The 18,375-nt window shown below is 58.8% G+C and carries 13 protein-coding genes and 5 tRNA genes; 5 read left to right on the top strand and 13 right to left on the bottom strand.

The features are described 5' to 3' along the window. Positions 1-45: 45 nt before the first annotated feature. The 9 genes from KCG87_RS23595 to gltX all read right to left on the bottom strand — a co-directional run bounded on the left by KCG87_RS23595 (position 46) and on the right by gltX (position 5,449). Complete coding sequence (locus KCG87_RS23595) at positions 46-1,005, bottom strand: tRNA-dihydrouridine synthase (protein ID WP_096796151.1); 960 nt, start codon at positions 1,003-1,005, stop codon at positions 46-48. A gap of 162 nt (positions 1,006-1,167) precedes the next feature. Next, positions 1,168-1,617: a thioesterase family protein gene (locus tag KCG87_RS23590; protein WP_098964657.1), complete on the bottom strand. Its 450-nt coding sequence runs from the start codon at positions 1,615-1,617 to the stop codon at positions 1,168-1,170. Positions 1,618-1,663: 46 nt separating this feature from the next. Beyond that, the gene (locus KCG87_RS23585) at positions 1,664-2,497 is read right to left on the bottom strand and encodes an alpha/beta fold hydrolase (RefSeq protein ID WP_096796149.1); all 834 of its coding nucleotides are present in this window, start codon (positions 2,495-2,497) and stop codon (positions 1,664-1,666) included. A gap of 30 nt (positions 2,498-2,527) precedes the next feature. After that, positions 2,528-3,067: a TetR/AcrR family transcriptional regulator gene (locus KCG87_RS23580; protein WP_007969225.1), complete on the bottom strand. Its 540-nt coding sequence runs from the start codon at positions 3,065-3,067 to the stop codon at positions 2,528-2,530. Positions 3,068-3,248: 181 nt separating this feature from the next. Beyond that, positions 3,249-3,324 (bottom strand) — tRNA-Glu (locus tag KCG87_RS23575). 80 nt (positions 3,325-3,404) lie between these two features. After that, positions 3,405-3,480 (bottom strand) — tRNA-Ala (locus KCG87_RS23570). A gap of 53 nt (positions 3,481-3,533) precedes the next feature. Beyond that, positions 3,534-3,609, bottom strand: a tRNA-Glu gene (locus tag KCG87_RS23565). Between the two features lie 79 nt (positions 3,610-3,688). Further along, a tRNA-Ala gene (locus tag KCG87_RS23560) sits at positions 3,689-3,764 on the bottom strand. Positions 3,765-3,967: 203 nt separating this feature from the next. Further along, a complete protein-coding gene (gene gltX / locus KCG87_RS23555) occupies positions 3,968-5,449 on the bottom strand; it encodes a glutamate--tRNA ligase (protein ID WP_003226448.1) in 1,482 nt (493 codons plus the stop codon). Positions 5,450-5,677: 228 nt separating this feature from the next. Here gltX and KCG87_RS23550 point away from each other — a divergent pair, with 228 nt between their 5' ends. Next, positions 5,678-6,727, top strand: coding sequence for an HlyD family secretion protein (locus KCG87_RS23550; protein ID WP_210558999.1), 1,050 nt, complete (start codon positions 5,678-5,680; stop codon positions 6,725-6,727). A gap of 49 nt (positions 6,728-6,776) precedes the next feature. Then, the gene (locus tag KCG87_RS23545) at positions 6,777-8,267 is read left to right on the top strand and encodes an MDR family MFS transporter (protein WP_210559006.1); all 1,491 of its coding nucleotides are present in this window, start codon (positions 6,777-6,779) and stop codon (positions 8,265-8,267) included. 227 nt (positions 8,268-8,494) lie between these two features. Here KCG87_RS23545 and uvrB read toward each other — a convergent pair whose 3' ends face one another. Next, the gene (uvrB, locus tag KCG87_RS23540; protein ID WP_007969222.1) at positions 8,495-10,510 is read right to left on the bottom strand and encodes an excinuclease ABC subunit UvrB; all 2,016 of its coding nucleotides are present in this window, start codon (positions 10,508-10,510) and stop codon (positions 8,495-8,497) included. Positions 10,511-10,847: 337 nt separating this feature from the next. Between uvrB and KCG87_RS23535 the strand changes: the two genes are divergently transcribed. Together KCG87_RS23535 and KCG87_RS23530 are read left to right on the top strand one after the other, a co-directional pair. Then, on the top strand, positions 10,848-12,044 hold the full coding sequence (locus KCG87_RS23535) for an amino acid aminotransferase (RefSeq protein ID WP_027611521.1): 1,197 nt from the start codon (positions 10,848-10,850) through the stop codon (positions 12,042-12,044). A 226-nt stretch (positions 12,045-12,270) separates the two neighbouring features. Further along, the gene (locus tag KCG87_RS23530; protein ID WP_003226457.1) at positions 12,271-12,471 is read left to right on the top strand and encodes a hypothetical protein; all 201 of its coding nucleotides are present in this window, start codon (positions 12,271-12,273) and stop codon (positions 12,469-12,471) included. Here the strand turns inward: KCG87_RS23530 and KCG87_RS23525 are convergent. Next, positions 12,468-12,698 carry a hypothetical protein gene (locus KCG87_RS23525; RefSeq protein ID WP_003226459.1) on the bottom strand — a complete coding sequence of 77 codons (231 nt, stop codon included), beginning with the start codon at positions 12,696-12,698 and terminating at the stop codon, positions 12,468-12,470. The genes KCG87_RS23530 and KCG87_RS23525 overlap by 4 nt on opposite strands. A gap of 227 nt (positions 12,699-12,925) precedes the next feature. On the opposite strand from KCG87_RS23525, the gene KCG87_RS23520 reads away from it, so the two are divergent. Further along, a tRNA-Asn gene (locus KCG87_RS23520) sits at positions 12,926-13,001 on the top strand. Between the two features lie 371 nt (positions 13,002-13,372). Here KCG87_RS23520 and KCG87_RS23515 read toward each other — a convergent pair. Beyond that, complete coding sequence (locus KCG87_RS23515) at positions 13,373-17,302, bottom strand: hypothetical protein (RefSeq protein ID WP_210559000.1); 3,930 nt, start codon at positions 17,300-17,302, stop codon at positions 13,373-13,375. A gap of 354 nt (positions 17,303-17,656) precedes the next feature. Then, positions 17,657-18,172, bottom strand: a complete 516-nt coding sequence (locus KCG87_RS23510; RefSeq protein ID WP_098964661.1) for a hypothetical protein — start codon at positions 18,170-18,172, stop codon at positions 17,657-17,659. Positions 18,173-18,375: the final 203 nt, after the last annotated feature.

Below are 18,375 nucleotides of genomic sequence, written 5' to 3'. Positions count from 1 at the left end.
TAGGGACCGCCAAAATGTTTTCAAGAGATTATTTGCAGATTTTTTTCAGGCTGCGGCGGCGACCGGCAAACCGAGCAAGCGCGAGACCTGGTCCGGCTCTGTCTCGCGGCGCAGCACGGTAAACAGCTCCGTCGCCTCGGGATAATTGCGCGTCAGCATCGCCAGCCATTGCTTCAAGCGACCCGGCGATTGGCGTGCAGTCATCTGCGCCTTGGCTTGCAGCCAGAAATCCTGAATCAGCGGCAGCAGCTCGGCCCAGGTCATCTCGACCACTTCTTCACCGGCGCGCGCGGCAGCGATCTGCCGGGCCAGATCCGGGCGCGATACCAGACCGCGTCCGAGCATGATGTCTTCGACGCCGCTGATCTCGCGGCAACGACGCCAGTCCTCGACGCTCCAGATATCACCGTTGGCGAACACCGGCACCTTGACCACGTCCTGCACCCGCGGAATCCACTCCCAATGCGCCGGCGGCTTGTAGCCATCAACCTTGGTCCGGGCATGCACCACGATGTGCTCGGCGCCGCCCTCGGCCAGCGCCGTGGCGCAGACCAGCGAGCCGTCCGGGCTGTCGAAACCCAGGCGCATTTTCGCGGTGACCGGGATGTGCGCCGGCACGGCGCGACGCACGTGTTCGACGATGCTGTTGAGCAGTTCTGGCTCCTTGAGCAGCACTGCCCCGCCCCGGGATTTGTTGACAGTCTTGGCCGGGCAGCCGAAGTTCAGGTCGATCACTTCCGAGCCGAGCTCGCAGGCCAGCGCCGCGTTTTCCGCCAGGCACACCGGATCGGAGCCCAACAATTGCACGCGCAACGGCACACCGGAACGGGTGCGGGCGCCGTTGAGCAGCTCCGGGCCGAACTTGTGGAAGTAGGCCGGGGTGAGCAACTGATCGTTGATCCGAATGAATTCGGTCACGCACCAGTCGATGCCGCCAACGCGGGTCAGCACGTCGCGCAGGATGTCGTCGACCAACCCCTCCATGGGCGCCAGGGCAATTTGCATGGGGAAAACACTACTCATGAAGAAAAAACGTGCGGCAGTTTACTGGATATCGCAAGAAACCGCAGATCCCTTGTAGGAGTGAGCCTGCTCGCGATAGCGGTGGGTCAGATAGAGGAATGCCGACTGACACTCCGCTATCGCGAGCAGGCTCACTCCTACAGTTTAGATTTGGGCTGTTTCTGGATTTTGGATCGCCGGGCCATAACCCTCGATGAACTCCGCCGGCATGCGCTTGGGCTTGCCGCTGGACAGTTCGATGCAGACGAATGTGGTCTGGGCACGCAGCAGGGTGGCGTTGTCGCTGGGGCGGATCAGCTGGAAGTGCCGGGTCATTTTCAGGCGCTGATCCCAATCGACGATCCAGGTCGCCAGTTGCAGCTCGTCGCCTTCGTAGGCAGCCGCCAGGTAATCGATTTCGTGACGCACCACGGCCATCGCCCGATCCAGGCGCCGGTACTCGACCAGGTCCAGCCCCAGACGCTGCGAGTGGCGCCAGGCGCAGCGTTCGAGCCAGGTCACGTACACCGCGTTGTTCGCGTGGCCCAGCCCGTCGATGTCCTCGGCGCCTACTTGCAGATCAATGGTGAACGGCGTTGCCCGATCCCAGCCCATGCCCCACTCCCGGTCAGATGATTCAACCGGGGCAGTGTAACGGATGTCAGGCCGATTGCCGCGCTTGAAGGCTGCGCCCCGCCAACAGTGATAACACACCATCAACCACCCGAGGGTCGGCCAGCACCCGCTGGTGGCCGCCGCTTTCCAGGCGCAGCAGGCGACTGTCGAACCAGGATTCGTGGATCAATTGCGATTCCTTGACCGAGACAAAGGTGTCGTCCTCGGCATGCACGATCAGGCCCGGCATATCCAGTTGATAGTGCGCGACATCAAGGGTCGCGGCGCGCATGCCAACGTCCTGCTCGACCTGGCGGATGAACGCCGATCGGGCCCGCGGTGGCATGCCGACATAGCGGGCAAAACCGCGCAGCACGCCGAGGATCCGTGCGGGGGCTGCGATGCTGACCAGGGTTTCGGTGCGCAGGCCCAGTTGCACCGCGAGCATGGCACTGGCGCCGCCCATGGAGTGGCCGATGACGGCTTGCAACGGTGGCAGTTCGGCGGCCGCTTCGAGCATGGCGCGGGCGAACAGTACGACGTTGGCTTCACGCCCCGGTGAGCGACCATGGGCCGGGCCATCGAGGGCAACGACGGTGTAACCGGCCTCAACCAGCGCCGTGATCAATGCCGCAAACTGGGTGGGCCGCCCTTCCCAACCGTGCATCAACAGCACCGCCGGCCCCTGCCCCCAACGCAGCGCCGACAGGCCGAAGCGCAGCGTGATGCGTTCGGCACTCGCCAGCAGCGGCAGCTCCCAATCGCGCAGTGGCAACGTGCGCGGCGTCATGAACGCCTGACGCATTTTGCTTGCTACTCGTTGCGGTGCAATCCAGCCCAAGGTGCCATTAACGCCACGAACCCACTTCAACGTGTTCATCGCTTTCTCCTCAGGCGCGTTGCCTTCAGGTCAACGCACCGCCGACTTGGCAGCGCGCAGCAATCGATCGGATAAATCGCCCGGGCCCAGCGCACGTGCCAGCGCCAGACCACCCACCATCAACGCCACATCAGCCAACGCCTTGTCGGTGTCCTCGGGGCTGGACGCCAACTGCGCAATCATCAGTTCCAGGTGCTCGTTCAGTGCGATGCGGAAGGATTCCGGCAGACGCCCCAGTTCGCCGATGGAAGCCGGAATCGGGCACGCGGCATCGCTGGAATCGCGATGCTTGCGCGACAGGTAGAACGCAGCGACCAAGGCGCGACGCTCTTCGCCGGTCAGCTCGGAATCCATGTCGGCAATCAGGTCGCGTCGACGGCTGAGCAGTTGCTTGAACGCCTCGAGCATCATCGCGTCCTTGCTTTCGAAGTGCGCGTAGAAACCACCGACGGTCAGGCCGGCGGCGCCCATCACTTCGCCCACGCTGGGATCCGCCGGGCCACGCTGCATCAGTGCGGCGCTGGCCGCCTTGAGGATGCGTTCGCGGGTTTGAGCTTTTTTATCGTTCATCGTTGCCTCCGAATATTACGACTAGAATATTATTCGCATAATAATATTCCGCAAGTCGAGGATATGACCGCTGGTCTGAAGCACAGTGTAAGGAAAAAGGAGAGTTGGCCAAACGCCAGACAAACAAAAGGGCCATTCAATAATTGAATGACCCTTATAAATCCCGCAGAGCGGGTAATCGTGGCGTCCCCTAGGGGACTCGAACCCCTGTTACCGCCGTGAAAGGGCGGTGTCCTAGGCCACTAGACGAAGGGGACACAAACCCTTCTATACAGCTGATCAGTGCTGAGATCTGATCTGATTCAAGGTCGGTGTGGCCAGACCTTGAACTGTAAATTGGTGGAGCTAAGCGGGATCGAACCGCTGACCTCCTGCATGCCATGCAGGCGCTCTCCCAGCTGAGCTATAGCCCCGGATTTTTCGCCTCGCGGCGGAGCGACATCTTGCAACATCGCTTCTGTAAAACTGGCGTCCCCTAGGGGACTCGAACCCCTGTTACCGCCGTGAAAGGGCGGTGTCCTAGGCCACTAGACGAAGGGGACGCAAACCCTTCTATACAACTGATCAACGCTGAGTGTTGATCGCTTCGGAGCCGGTGTGGCCAGGCTTCGAAGTGTAAATTGGTGGAGCTAGACGGGATCGAACCGTCGACCTCTTGCATGCCATGCAAGCGCTCTCCCAGCTGAGCTATAGCCCCTCATCGTTGATGTCATCGCTGAGGACGGGGCGAATCTTAAGGGCGTATCGAAAGCCTGTCAAACTTATTTTTGAAAAATTTCAAAATTTTTTGTCGGCATAACAATCACTTACCGCCCTCCCCCCGAAAATCCGGGGGAAAAACGCCGAAGGCCGGAATCAAACGATCCCGGCCTTCGGCGGTTACCGCAGAGTCAGACGTGCTTAAGCAATCGCGCCCAGTAGCTTTTCCCACTCTTTGTTTTCTTTCTTCGACACGCCACCCAGCAGGTCAATCGCCTGGCGCAGACGGAAACGGGTCAGATCCGGGCCGAGGATTTCCATCGCATCGAGCACCGACACCGAACTGGCCTGCCCGGTAATCGCGGCAAACATCAATGGCATCGCATCGCGCAGCTTCAGTTCAAGGGACTCGACCACCGCCTGAATCGTCGCAGTGATGCTGTCCTTCTCCCACTGACGCAGGCTTTCCAGCTTCCACAGGATCAATTGCATCAACTGACGCACCTGATCACCGGAAAGCTTTTTCGATTCGAACAGCTTGGCATCCGGGTTCACGCCACCGGCAAAGAAGAAGCCACCCAGCGGTGCAACCTGGCTGAAGGTTTCCACGCGCCCCTGAACCAGCGGTGCGATCTTCATCATGTACTCGGAATTGAACGCCCACTTCTGCACGCGTGCGGCGAACTCTTCCACCGGCAGGTCACGCAGCCACTGGCCGTTGAGCCACGACAGTTTCTCGATGTCGAAGATCGGCCCGCCGAGGGACACACGCTTGAGGTCGAAGTTGTCGACCATTTCCTGCAGCGAGAACTTCTCGCGCTCGTCGGGCATCGACCAGCCCATGCGACCGAGGTAGTTGAGCATCGCCTCCGGCATGAAGCCCATGCGCTCGTAGAACGTCACCGAGGTCGGGTTCTTGCGCTTGGACAGCTTGCTCTTGTCCGGGTTACGCAGCAGCGGCATGTAGCACAGCTCCGGCTGCTCCCAGCCGAAGTATTCGTACAGCAGAATCAGTTTCGGCGCCGATGGCAGCCATTCTTCGCCGCGCAGCACGTGGGTGATGCCCATCAGGTGGTCGTCGACCACGTTGGCGAGGAAGTACGTCGGCAAGCCGTCGGTCTTCATCAGCACTTGCATGTCCATGCGATCCCACGGGATCTCGACATCGCCACGCAGCATGTCCGGCACCACGCAGACGCCTTCGGTCGGCACTTTCATGCGGATCACGTGCGGTTCGCCGGCGGCCAGACGGGCGGCGACTTCTTCCTTCGACAGCAGCAGCGCGCGGCCGTCGTAGCGCGGGGTCTCGCCGCGCGCCATTTGTTCGGCGCGCATCTGGTCCAGTTCTTCTGCGGTGCAGAAGCATGGGAACGCATGGCCCATGTCGACCAGTTGCTGGCAATACTTCTGATAGATATCGCCACGCTCACTTTGGCGGTACGGACCGTGCGGGCCGCCAACGTCCGGGCCTTCGCTCCAGTCGATGCCCAGCCAGCGCAGGGCGTCGAAGATCTGCTGTTCGGACTCGCGGGTCGAACGCAACTGATCGGTGTCTTCAATGCGCAGGATGAACTCACCGCCATGCTGCTTGGCAAAGCAGTAGTTGAACAATGCGATGTAAGCGGTACCTACGTGGGGGTCCCCGGTAGGCGATGGCGCGATGCGAGTGCGGACGGTGGTCATGGCATGTCTCGAAAAGAATGAAAAGCAAAACAATCAAGCGGCGAATGGTAACAGGCGACACCCGCCCCGCTCCAGCGGGCAGGGCATTTAAGCCAAGTTTGCGGCTGGAACGCCCATAGACCGTGGTGACGGCCCGAATATCAGCCATTGGCATTTACCGTTTATCGGCGGTATGCCAGATTCAGCCGCAGATAACTTTCCTTACAATTACTCGACTACAGTTTGCCCATGCCTGCCCAACTCAAGCGTCGCCTGTTTATTTTCCTGCTCCTGGTGCTGTTGATTGCCGGGGGCTTCTTCGCCCATTGGTTTTTCAAGGGCCGGTTTTATGAAAGCACCGATAACGCCTATGTCCAGGGCGAGATCACCCGCGTCTCCAGCCAGTTGAGCGCGCGCATCGACGAAGTGCTGGTGCAGGACAACCAGCACGTGGAAAAGGACCAGTTGCTGGTGCGCCTTGAACCCGCTGATTTCCGCCTGGCCGTCGATCGCGCCAATGCCGCCCTCGCCACTCGCGAAGCCGAGCGCTTACAGGCACAAAGCAAATTGACTCAACAATCGAGCCTGATCGCCGCCAGTGACGCGCAAGTGGCGACCACCCAGGCCACGCTTGGCCGCTCGCAGATGGATTTATCGCGTGCTGAAACCCTGCGCAAACCCGGCTACGTTTCCGAAGAACGAGTGACCACCCTCTCCGCTGACGCCCATATCGCCCGCTCGCAAGTGGCCAAGGCCCAGGCCGATGCGCAGAGCCAGCGCCAGCAAGTCAATGCACTGACGGCCGAGATCAAACGCCTCGACGCACAGATTGCCAACGCCCGCGCCGATCTGGCGCAAGCCGAACTCAACCTGACCCGCAGCGAAATCCACGCGCCGATCAGCGGCATGGTCGGCCAGCGCGCCGCACGCAATGGCCAAGTAGTACAGGCAGGCGCCTATCTGCTGTCGATCGTCCCGGACGAAGACATCTGGGTGCAGGCCAACTTCAAGGAAACACAGATCGGCCGCATGCTCCCCGGACAAAAAGCCGAGCTGACCTTCGACGCTTACAGCGACACGCCGATCGAAGCGCGAGTCGACAGCCTGTTCGCCGCCTCGGGTGCGCAGTTCAGCCTGTTGCCTCCAGACAACGCCACCGGCAACTTCACCAAAGTCGTGCAGCGGATTCCGGTAAAACTCACCTTCAAGGCCGATAACCCGCTGCATGGCAAGATCCGCCCGGGCATGTCGGTCACCGCCACCGTGAACATCAAAGACGCCCCAGACAATGGCCGGTGATTCGCTGATCCGCCCGGTCGGCGAACCGACCCGGCGGGACTGGATCGCGGTGATGAGCGTGATGCTCGGCGCGTTCATGGCAGTGCTCGACATCCAGATCACCAACTCTTCGCTCAAGGACATTCAGGGCGCGCTGTCGGCGACGCTGGAAGAAGGCTCGTGGATTTCTACCTCGTACCTGGTCGCGGAAATCATCATGATCCCGCTGACCGCGTGGCTGGTGCAGTTGCTCTCCGCGCGACGCCTGGCGGTGTGGGTGTCGCTGGGCTTTCTGGTGTCATCGCTGCTGTGCTCGATGGCCTGGAGCCTGGAGAGCATGATCGTCTTTCGCGCCATGCAGGGTTTCACCGGCGGCGCGCTTATCCCGCTGGCGTTCACCCTGACCCTGATCAAACTCCCCGAACACCATCGCGCCAAGGGCATGGCGATGTTCGCCATGACCGCGACCTTCGCCCCGTCCATCGGCCCGACCCTCGGCGGCTGGCTCACGGAGAACTGGGGCTGGGAATACATCTTCTACATCAACATCCCGCCGGGGCTGATCATGATCGCCGGGCTGATGTACGGGCTGGAAAAAAAGGAAGCGCACTGGGAACTGCTGAAAAGCACTGACTACACCGGGATTCTCACGCTAGGTGTCGGCCTCGGCTGCCTGCAAGTCTTTCTCGAAGAAGGCCACCGCAAGGACTGGCTCGAATCGAACCTGATCGTGACCCTGGGCAGCATTGCCCTGCTGAGCCTGATCACCTTCGTCATCGTGCAGATTTCCAAACCCAATCCGCTGATCAACCTCGGCATTCTGCGCAATCGCAACTTCGGCCTGTCGAGCATTTCCAGCCTCGGCATGGGCGTCGGCTTGTATGGCTCGATTTATCTGCTGCCGCTGTACCTGGCGCAGATCCAGAACTACAACGCTCTGCAGATCGGCGAAGTGATCATGTGGATGGGCGTGCCGCAGCTGTTCCTGATTCCGCTGGTGCCGAAGCTGATGAAGTTCGTTTCGCCGAAGTGGCTGTGCACCCTGGGCTTCGGGTTGTTCGGGCTGGCGAGTTTTTCGTCGGGGGTGCTCAACCCGGACTTCGCCGGGCCGCAGTTCAATCAGATCCAGATCATCCGCGCGCTGGGTCAGCCGCTGATCATGGTGACCATTTCGCTGATCGCTACGGCGTACATCCTGCCGCAGGACGCGGGGTCGGCATCGAGTCTGTTCAACATCCTGCGCAACCTCGGCGGTGCGATCGGCATTGCCCTGCTCGCCACGCTATTGGATGCGCGCACCAAGACCTACTTCGATTATTTGCGTGAAGCGGTGGTGCCGACCAATCCGCAAGTGGCCGAGCGACTGGCATCAATGACCGACCGCTTTGGCAGTGACACGGCGGCGCTCGGCAAGTTGAGTGAGATCGTGCATCAGCAGGCGCTGATCATGGCCTACAACGATGCGTTTCACTTTGTCGGGATTGCACTGGGGGTCAGCATGTTGGCGATCTTGTTGACCAGGAAATTACCGGCGGGGTTGAAGGCTGGGGAAGCTCACTGATTTTTGTGGTGTCTGCACTGGCCTCTTCGCGAGCAAGCCCGCTCCCACAAGTTTCTTTGGTGCTCACACATTTCGTGTACACCATCAATCCTTGTGGGAGCTGGCTTGCCAGTGATGGGGCCAAGTCAGCCCTCACAGGCTTCTTTGGTGATCACACATTTTGTGTACACCATCAATCCCTGTGGGAGCGGGCTTGCTCGCGAAAAGGCCCGGTCAGGCGATGAAGATCAAACAGCCAAAAGCCGCTCGCGCAACTTGGCAATCTCATCGCGCATCTGCGCCGCCGCTTCGAACTCCAGATCCCGCGCCAACTGGTACATCTTCTCTTCCAGCGCGCGAATACGTTTGGTGATTTCGCTCGGTGAGCGCAGTTCGGCTTCGTACTTGGCGTTTTCTTCGGCAGCCTTGGCCATGCCCTTGCGCTTCTTGCTGCGCGAACCGGGCACGGTGGCGCCTTCCATGATGTCGGCGACGTCCTTGAACACACCCTTCGGGGTGATGCCGTTTTCCAGGTTGAAGGCGATCTGCTTGTCGCGACGACGCTCGGTCTCGCCAATCGCCCGCTCCATCGAGCCAGTGATGCGATCAGCGTAGAGAATCGCCCGGCCATTGAGGTTACGCGCGGCCCGGCCGATGGTCTGGATCAGCGAGCGCTCGGATCGCAAGAAGCCCTCCTTGTCCGCATCGAGAATCGCCACCAGCGACACCTCCGGCATGTCCAGACCCTCGCGCAGCAGGTTGATCCCCACCAGTACGTCGAAGGTGCCCAGACGCAGGTCGCGGATAATCTCGACCCGCTCGACGGTGTCGATGTCCGAGTGCAGATAACGCACGCGCACGCCGTGGTCGGCGAGGTAATCGGTGAGGTCTTCGGCCATGCGTTTGGTCAGCGTGGTGACCAGCACCCGCTCCTCGACCGCCACGCGTTTGGTGATTTCCGAGAGCAAGTCATCAACCTGAGTCAGCGCCGGACGCACTTCAACCTGCGGGTCGACCAGACCGGTCGGACGCACCACTTGCTCGACCACGCGCCCGGCATGCTCGGCCTCGTAGTTGCCCGGCGTCGCCGAGACGAAAATGGTCTGCGGGCTCACCCCTTCCCACTCGTCAAAACGCATCGGCCGGTTGTCCAGCGCCGACGGCAAGCGGAAGCCGTATTCCACCAGGGTTTCTTTACGCGAACGGTCGCCCTTATACATCGCGCCGACTTGCGGCACGCTGACGTGAGACTCGTCGATCACCAGCAAGGCGTCGGCCGGCAGATAGTCATACAGCGTCGGCGGCGCGGCACCGGCCGGACGTCCGGACAGGTAGCGCGAGTAGTTTTCGATGCCGTTGCAGTAACCCAGTTCGAGGATCATTTCCAAGTCGAAACGGGTGCGCTGTTCGAGGCGCTGGGCCTCGACCAGTTTGTTGTTGCTGCGCAGGTATTCGAGGCGTTCCTGCAACTCGACTTTGATGTGTTCGATGGCGTCGAGCAGGGTCTCGCGCGGCGTCACGTAGTGACTCTTCGGGTAGAAGGTGAAGCGCGGCATCTTGCGGATGACTTCGCCGGTCAGCGGGTCGAACGCGGAAATGCTCTCGACCTCGTCATCGAACAGTTCGATGCGGATCGCTTCCAGATCGGACTCCGCCGGATAGATGTCGATCACGTCGCCGCGCACGCGGAAAGTCGCCCGGGCAAAATCCATGTCGTTGCGGGTGTATTGCAGGTCAGCCAGACGCCGCAGCAAGGCACGCTGATCGAGTTTGTCGCCGCGATCGACGTGCAGCACCATCTTCAGATAGGTTTCCGGGCTACCGAGACCGTAGATGCACGACACCGTGGTGACGATGATCGCGTCCTTGCGTTCGAGCAACGCCTTGGTTGCGGACAAACGCATCTGCTCGATGTGGTCGTTGATCGACGCGTCCTTCTCGATGAAGGTGTCGGACGACGGCACATAGGCTTCGGGCTGGTAGTAGTCGTAGTAGGAAACGAAATACTCGACCGCGTTGTTCGGGAAGAACGCCTTGAACTCACCATACAGCTGCGCGGCGAGGGTCTTGTTCGGCGCCAGCACCAGCGTCGGGCGCTGTACCTGCGAGATGACATTGGCGATGCTGAAGGTCTTGCCCGAGCCGGTCACACCGAGCAGCGTCTGGTGCGCCAGCCCAGCCTCGATGCCCTCGACCAATTGGCGGATGGCTTCAGGCTGATCGCCGGCGGGCTCGAAGCGGGTGACTAGCTGGAATTCGGACATACACACCTCTGGGATCGCGGCTCGCGCAGAAAACAGCCGAGCCGCGGGGATGACCGCAAACGACCGTTGTCGCCCAAGGAAAAACGAAGATTGTGCTCAATGTGGAGCCGATTGCCTCGCCTTTCAAGGCAAACGTCCTACATCCGGTAAAGTCTCTGACAGAGTCAATCGACTAACGGTCAAGAAATAATCGGAAAAACTTGCCGGAAAAGCTGAATCGCCTGTCGCCATTGCTCAGTGATGGCCTCTATACTAGCTCCCCGTTTGTGCACCGCTCTAGTGCATTCGGCTGGAGCGCGACACGTCCCTCCACTCTCCATTCAGAGCCGCCGTAATAATGAGCCTGTTCTCCGCTGTCGAAATGGCACCCCGCGATCCAATCCTGGGCCTCAACGAAGCATTCAACGCCGATACCCGGACCACCAAGGTCAACCTGGGTGTAGGTGTTTACTGCAACGAAGAGGGGCGAATTCCCCTGCTGCGCGCGGTGATCGAAGCCGAAACCATTCGCGCTGCTCAGCACGCCTCCCGTGGCTACCTGCCGATCGACGGCATCGCGGCCTACGACCAGGCCGTGCAAAAGCTGCTGTTCGGTAACGACTCGCCGCTGATCGCTGCCGGTCGCATCGTCACCACTCAGGCCGTCGGCGGTACCGGCGCGCTGAAAATCGGTGCCGACTTCCTCAAGCAACTGCTGCCGAACGCCGTCGTGGCGATCAGCGACCCGAGCTGGGAAAACCACCGCGCGCTGTTCGAAACCGCTGGTTTCCCGGTGCAGAACTACCGTTACTACGACGCTGCCACCCACGACGTGAACCGTGCCGGCATGCTCGACGACCTCAACGCCCTGCCGAACGGCTCGATCGTTGTGCTGCACGCCTGCTGCCACAACCCGACCGGCGTCGATCTGACCCCGGCCGACTGGAAAAACGTGCTGGACGTGGTCAAGGCCAAAGGTCACGTACCGTTCCTCGACATGGCTTACCAGGGTTTCGGCGACGGCATCGACGAAGACGCCGCGGCTGTGCGTCTGTTCGCTGAATCGGGCCTGACCTTCTTCGTTTCGAGCTCGTTCTCCAAGTCGTTCTCGCTGTACGGCGAGCGCGTTGGCGCCCTGTCGATCGTCAGCGAATCGAAAGAAGAAAGCGCGCGCGTGCTGTCGCAGGTCAAGCGTGTGATCCGCACCAACTACTCCAACCCGCCGACCCACGGTGCAAGCATCGTCGCCGCTGTGTTGAACAGCCCGGAACTGCGCGCCCAGTGGGAAGCGGAACTGGCAGAAATGCGCCTGCGCATTCGCGGCATGCGCGAGCAGATGGTCGCCCTGCTGGCCGAAAAAGCCCCGCAGCGTGACTTCAGCTTCGTCGGCCGTCAGCGCGGCATGTTCTCCTACTCCGGCCTGACCACTGAGCAAGTGCATCGCCTGCGCAACGAGTTCGGCATCTACGCCCTGGACACCGGCCGGATCTGCGTCGCGGCACTGAACCAGAGCAACATCAAAGCGGTCACGGATGCGATCGTTCAGGTCATCTGATTTCGCTTTGCCATGAAAAACGGGAAGCCTTGGGGCTTCCCGTTTTTTTATTTGTCCCGGAAAACTATCCGAACCCTCTAGACTGCACACAGATTCCATTGTGGGAGCGGGCTTGCTCGCGAAAGCGGTGCATCAGGCGACAAAAATACTGGCTGGGCCGACGCCTTCGCGAGCAAGCCCGCTCCCACAGGTTTTGTGTACACCTCAGAGTTCTGCGAGAACACCTATGAAAAACGACAACCTGCGCGCTGACCGAGACGACCTGGATGACTTCATCCCCCGCACCACGGCCAAACGCGACAAAAGCCTGGTGCTGCAAGTCGCAGCGGGCGTCTTCCTCGGCGGCCTGGCCCTGTGGCTGGTGCAACTGGCCGCCACCGCCGCTTACGCCAAACTGATGCTCGGCACGATCACTTTCGGCGGTTAAGCCAGTTCCGTCGCACGCTGACTGGCCGCATCGTCATACGCGACGTAGAGCGATTCGGCGATCTGGCTTTTGATCGCCTTGGTGCTTTCCAGACCGAGCACGAACCCTTCGGCCTTGCCGCCGGCGCGGTTCAACTCTTCAGCGGTGCTGGCCTGGGTAATCGCGTCGAAGAGTTTTTCGGCGTGCGGGCCGACGCCTTTGGGCAGGCTGATCTGCGTGACGCTCATACGAACACCTCGCGTGAAAGAGAAATCAGAACGGTTTGAATCATGGCGCGTACCTTTTGGCGAATGGCCGGCAGCGCGTGTGACCACTTCCGGGCAGCCATGGTAGACCTGTGAGGCGGTTCTGGTAATCGCTAATCGCTGACAAAGCACCGTCCGTCCTGCTCAAACCAGAAATTTTATATCCCGTGCTTGACTTCTCTTTTTGAATCAGTAACATACGCACCAATTCCGCAATAGCTCAGTTGGTAGAGCAAATGACTGTTAATCATTGGGTCCCTGGTTCGAGTCCAGGTTGTGGAGCCAAATAGCAAAGCCCCTGAATCGCAAGATTCAGGGGCTTTTTTGTGGACGCTCGAAAAGTCAAAAGATCGCAACCTGCTGCAGCTCTTTGTATCTCGACTTTCGAGGGAGGGACTCGAGTCGTGAGCTCATTAGGCTTTTTGCCCGTGATGTAGATCGTGCTCCAGCCCTCCACACTCACTTATATAGTTAATTCGAACGGTATCTTGGGTCCGTCTCTGGCGAGAGCATATATATCCGTCCCTCACTCCCTAGGGGATTTGCGGTGAATCAGGCGCTGGATAATTTGTATCAAAGGAATAACTGTCAGGGGAGTGGATTAATGAATCCTCCCCTGCCACTCTCTTTTCTGTGCGTTTAAGGCAACAGAGTTTTTAGGCGTTGAAACCGATCATCCTTATTCTGAGAAGCGATATTCCGTTTATTGTTTTCTTCTGCGTCATCACGAATCTTAATGCATCGAACGCTTGACCGCTGGCTGGGACAACTTCTCTCGCATATTTATCTTGGCCGTCACCTTGCAGGAATAGCATCGAGGACACCACTTCATTGTTTCGCAGGAACTGAAGTTCGATGTGGACTGATGGTCGGAAGTCAAAGTCACCGTAGACTGTCGCACTCTTGGCACTGCCCTGCTTCAGTGCGACGGAGTACTCGATTTTATCCTCGAGACTAGTGCTCCATAACATGCATTCCAGGCCGCCAAGGTTATAGACTGCTATTTTCGAGCGAGTGGTGGTGTTTGTAATAACCGTTACTTTGGTGTGCGCCCCCTCTAGGAAGTCCTTTGGGTCTTTGATTTCAACCCCTTTTAAATATGACTGAAAATCTTCGACAAGGAAAAAGGAAGACGGTATCACGAACACTGTCCACACCCTCGACTCCGCCCCGTTGCCATACAACGCTTTGGCCTTGTAATCATGGCGCACGATCGACAGCCCAGTCAGCTCAACCTTCCATGAACCTTTGTCATCGGCCCTGGCCTTTTTACCAGTGGAGGTGGCGCCGTCGAAAATCTCCACCTCAAGATACTTAGTCGCCATCCCCGTCAGCCGAACAGTGCGGTCAACAGTGGCGCCTTCATCGTGGATTGGCTGCCCTTTGGAATCCTGCGCGGCGGTGATGGCCGGCACGACCCTATTCAACACGGTCAGGCGCCAGGTATTCGACGGCGGGTTATTTGCGTATTGACCAATGGCCTTGAAGGTATGCAACACGTCCAGCGATAACCCGCTCACGGTATGGGTCCAGATGGAGTTGCTGTTTGCCTTGGCCTTGCCTTTGGAGACCGCACCGAGGAAAACTTCAACCTCCTGGCCGGCCGGCGCGGAGCCAGTGAGCGTGATGCTGGTATGCACGGTGTAATCGTTTTCGGGGATGTTCCAGTTGCTCTCGTCTTTTACTGATGTGATGGCCGGTGTGTCGGCAGCCACCACGACCACGATCCGCGGAAGCGATACCTCCTCATTACCATACCGCGCAGTAGCGGTGAAACTATGGGTGTCGGCGCTCAGCCCCGTCACCGGGAACTCCCAGTCACCACTGTGTGGATCGATGTCGGCAATTCCTATCTCGATATTGCCATCCTTGATCAGGACTTTCTGACCTTTAGCCCCTTTCCCTTCAAGCTTGATCGAGGTGTCAAAGGTCGTACCGCCCGGGAGAATCTCATTCCCTTTGGAGTCTTCCGCACCGGTAATTTCTGGCCGCACATCCTCAACCGCTTTGATCGTGTAAGCGCGCACTGGGAAGACCACCGCCTCGCTCTCATCCGTGCTCTTGCCGAACGCGGCTTTGAACTCCATGGTCAACGGGCTGCCATCCTTGAGGTTTTTCAAGCCTTCAAGGGCGATGCTTCGCTCGTAGTAACCTTGCGCGATCCATTGATCAGTGACGTATGAACCCGGTGCCGTATGGATCTGCAGGTTGTAGTCGCTGCCATCAGCGTTCGTCCCTTTCAGGCGCAGCCAGACATATTGGCCTGTGGCAATCAACGGCCAGACGCCCATGCGATAGGTGGCATTGGTGGTCAGATTCCCTACGTTGAACTCCGGGCCTTCGCCGTTGTTGTCCGCGTCCTTGATGATCGGTTTGAGCAGTTCATTCTGCGGCATGCTCAACACAGTCAAATCAAAGACGAGGGACGGCAGCGGTTTGCCGTCGCGGATGACGACGTAGGACACCTTCACATCTTTGTTCAGGTTGAACGCGACCACACTATTCGGAATCGCAAACTCCCGGTTGCTGCCCAGCGGCCGAGGAACAGAGGTGTGCGAACCGCCTGCGGGCGTACCCTGTGCGCCAGTCCAGGTGGCGATGATTTCATCAGTTGGCAACAACGCGCTGTTGTCCGGCACCACGATGGTCAAGGTGTCCCTGACCAGCAGCGGGTTGAGTGCGCTGTCGCCGTTGTTCTCCTTGATCGAGGGGGCGAGCAGTTCCAGCGCGACGCCCACGGTGAACACCAATGGATTCGAAAGGCTGGTCTCATCTGTGGCATGGCGCCAGAGCTGGTAGCGGACGGTGATCTTGCTGCCGCGGTTGGGTTCGATGTGTTCAGCGACGAAGGCGGCGTCCAGGTTGATGACCCAGTCTTGTTGGGCGGTGACGGCATTGAATGTGCGGGACCCGGGTTCCTCGCCGGAGATGTCGCCCACCCACTTCCAGGTGGCCTCGTCGTTGGCTACCCATGGCTTCACCACAGGCCTGGGGATGGTCAGTTTACTGCTACCGCCGGGCAGTGTGGCCGGGTCGAGGAAGCCGTTCGCCACCCCGAGGACAATGGGGGCGTCCAGCTCGAATTTCGGCTCACCCACATTGAACAATTTCGTGTGCAGCGACTCCCGTCTGAGGATCTCGTCGCCTTCGGCTATCAGCAGGTCGTACCACCCCTTCAGGGTTCCGCCGTCAAGGAGCTTGAGGTTGTAGTCATCGACGGTGATGACAAAACCTTCGGGATTCTCGACTTCATCCTCCTCCGGAATGTGCCACTCCAACTCAGGCAGGAAGGTGCTGCCGTCCGGACTTTTACCCAACAGGAACAGCTCGATGCCCATGCCGTACTCGATGGCCGGATCGAACGGAATGCGGACTTTGATGGGGGTCTTCGTGGGATCGATGAATTCTCCCTCGGCTTCTTCGATGATCGGTGCGGCCAGGCGGTGGGCTGCGCCGGTGACTTGTACAAACTGCCTTTTTGAGCCTAACGGGTCACTGCTGCCGCTGCGTTCCAGCCGATAGAAGAAACTGACCTGGGTATTGACCAGTTTACGCACGGCCGCAATGGACAGCTTGAACTCGTAGTTATGCGGGATATTGTCGACGGTCTGGGGCAGGGCGGTGACTTCGACTTTTTCGCCCTCCGTGGTGGTGCCGAACATGGTCAAGTGAATGATGTCATTCATCTCGAAGTCTGGTCGGTCGGCCGTGACATGCACCGTGATGTCGTTATCGCCCTGTTTATCGGCGTCGAGCTTGTTGTTGACGGCCTCCTGAACAATCGGTGCGGCCAGCAGGTCGATGCCGGTGGTGACGACGATGCGGGTTTCCTTGCACCAGTCTTCCGATTCATTGCCGACGATGTCGCGCACCTTGAAGGTGACCGCCAGACCGAAGAGGTCGGTGTCACCAGCCTCTTTAATAGTGGCTTTGGAGACCGTGATTAATATCGGGTTTGCCGCTGGATCGTTGATCTGCTCCAGGGTCACCGGTGTGGAATACTCAAAAAAGCCACCCCAACTGAGATGAATGACGTCGCCCTCCGCGATGTCAGGGTAAGGCAAGCCGCCGGCCGCGGACCTGATGACAATCGGCACCCCCGCTTCGGCAACGTCTTTGTCCACCCCGCCGTTGACGATTTCCGGGGGAATGTACATGTACAGGTTGGAGTGACCAGGGTCCGGGTCGATGTCCTGGCCACCGGGGAGTTCCAGTTTGACGAAGAGGTTGAGGGGCTTGTCCGGACGCTCTTCTTTTTGATTGGGCTGTTTGATTTCGTAGGTGAGTTGGTAAGGACCTGTCTGCAGATGACGGGGAGCCACCCACAAGAGGGTCGGTTGTTTGAGCTCGGTCTGGTCAATGATGGGACGCCCGTCGACCTCACGGTCATTGAGCAGCAGCTTGACGGTATCGCCGACAGCCTTGGTGGCCCAGACGGGGATGACGACCAGCAGGCCGAGGTCGGGAAAAGTGAACACCGCCGCCCGATTGATCCCCCACTGACCGGAAGGCAGGAGGCGTCCGAGCACTATCGGGTCCAGCAATGAATGGGGGGCAGAGATTCTCTTCTTGGGCTGAACGAGCATGGACGGAACTCCAAGCGAACTGTCGGGAGACAAAGGGCATGGAGTTATTCAGCGCTGAAGATGACGGCTCTGGCTACTGTCAGAAATTACAGGTAGGGAGGTATTTGCGATGAACGGTCGCACGATCCCATAGCCTCAATGCTGCGTCGCCACCATTGAAAGCAGCGAATCACTCGACAGGCCAGCTACTTGTCTTTTCGAACCCGTGGAGAATGCATGAGCAGTTGCTGGCGGCGGGAGAAATGCGTCAGTGATGAGCGCCATGCGTAGAAATAAGGCGCCAGCTTGAGCAGCGCCTCCCCGTCAAGAGGAGGCACTAGAGCGTGGATTACCGGTTTTCACGTCGGTGATGCTTTATGAAGGGTGATTGTCTTTGAGTGTGAAGGAGATTGTACGCAACGTGAAACTGTAGGTCTTCACACCTTCAATCGTAGTCGTCATCTGCAATCTTACTTCATCAAAGTCTTTGCCGTTTTTTGGGGTGATACTTTCATTAAATTTGAAATCACCTTCGCCTTCGAATAGTTTTAGAGATTCTCCTTCCAATTGCTTCCCTTCCAATAGTAAATCCCTATAGATAATCATTCTGGATGGGAAAGACACGTGGCCGATGAGTTTTGCACTCGTGGCACTCCCCTCTTTCAGTGTCAAGCCGTACCCAAAGTAGTCCTCTCTCCCTTGGCCATACAGTTCGGCCTTCAAACTCGGCTCAGGGGTCACTGTACAATTATTGTCAGACAATCCCATGGTGATAAAAACCCTCGCTTCAGTGTGTTTCCCCTCGAGCAATTCAACAGACTCTGAGATTTTTCCACCCACTGGATAAGACTTGAAGTCTTCGACGCGGGGTTTTAGCGATGTAGATGACATGGTAGAACTCCATCGATTGGTTGGACGACGAAGTTATTAAGGGAGTAATAGAAGACTTTGGCTACTGTCAGAACTATCAGGTCGGAGTGGGTTTCCGATGAACGGTCGCGCAGGTCGCAACCGCCTCGACACCCATCTGTTATCGAGCCTCATCTGCCAATTCGACTGCCCTTGGCCACCAGAATGGAAAGCCAAATAACGTC

The sequence above is a fragment of the Pseudomonas sp. MWU347 genome, from assembly GCF_017947305.1.
Classification (GTDB): domain Bacteria; phylum Pseudomonadota; class Gammaproteobacteria; order Pseudomonadales; family Pseudomonadaceae; genus Aquipseudomonas; species Aquipseudomonas putida_A.
The sequence above is the reverse complement of the archived record's forward strand: the minus strand, read 5'-3'. Positions and strand labels throughout refer to the sequence as shown.

Coding starts and splice junctions, on each gene's coding strand:
- KCG87_RS23590 (WP_098964657.1), bottom strand. CDS start 1,617: ATGGGCTGGGATCGGGCAACGCCGTTCACCATTGATCTGCAAGTAGGC.
- KCG87_RS23580 (WP_007969225.1), bottom strand. CDS start 3,067: ATGAACGATAAAAAAGCTCAAACCCGCGAACGCATCCTCAAGGCGGCC.
- KCG87_RS23595 (WP_096796151.1), bottom strand. CDS start 1,005: ATGCAAATTGCCCTGGCGCCCATGGAGGGGTTGGTCGACGACATCCTG.
- KCG87_RS23530 (WP_003226457.1), top strand. CDS start 12,271: ATGAAAAACGACAACCTGCGCGCTGACCGAGACGACCTGGATGACTTC.
- KCG87_RS23515 (WP_210559000.1), bottom strand. CDS start 17,302: ATGCTCGTTCAGCCCAAGAAGAGAATCTCTGCCCCCCATTCATTGCTG.
- gltX (WP_003226448.1), bottom strand. CDS start 5,449: ATGACCACCGTCCGCACTCGCATCGCGCCATCGCCTACCGGGGACCCC.
- KCG87_RS23535 (WP_027611521.1), top strand. CDS start 10,848: ATGAGCCTGTTCTCCGCTGTCGAAATGGCACCCCGCGATCCAATCCTG.
- KCG87_RS23550 (WP_210558999.1), top strand. CDS start 5,678: ATGCCTGCCCAACTCAAGCGTCGCCTGTTTATTTTCCTGCTCCTGGTG.
- KCG87_RS23525 (WP_003226459.1), bottom strand. CDS start 12,698: ATGAGCGTCACGCAGATCAGCCTGCCCAAAGGCGTCGGCCCGCACGCC.
- KCG87_RS23510 (WP_098964661.1), bottom strand. CDS start 18,172: ATGTCATCTACATCGCTAAAACCCCGCGTCGAAGACTTCAAGTCTTAT.
- uvrB (WP_007969222.1), bottom strand. CDS start 10,510: ATGTCCGAATTCCAGCTAGTCACCCGCTTCGAGCCCGCCGGCGATCAG.
- KCG87_RS23585 (WP_096796149.1), bottom strand. CDS start 2,497: ATGAACACGTTGAAGTGGGTTCGTGGCGTTAATGGCACCTTGGGCTGG.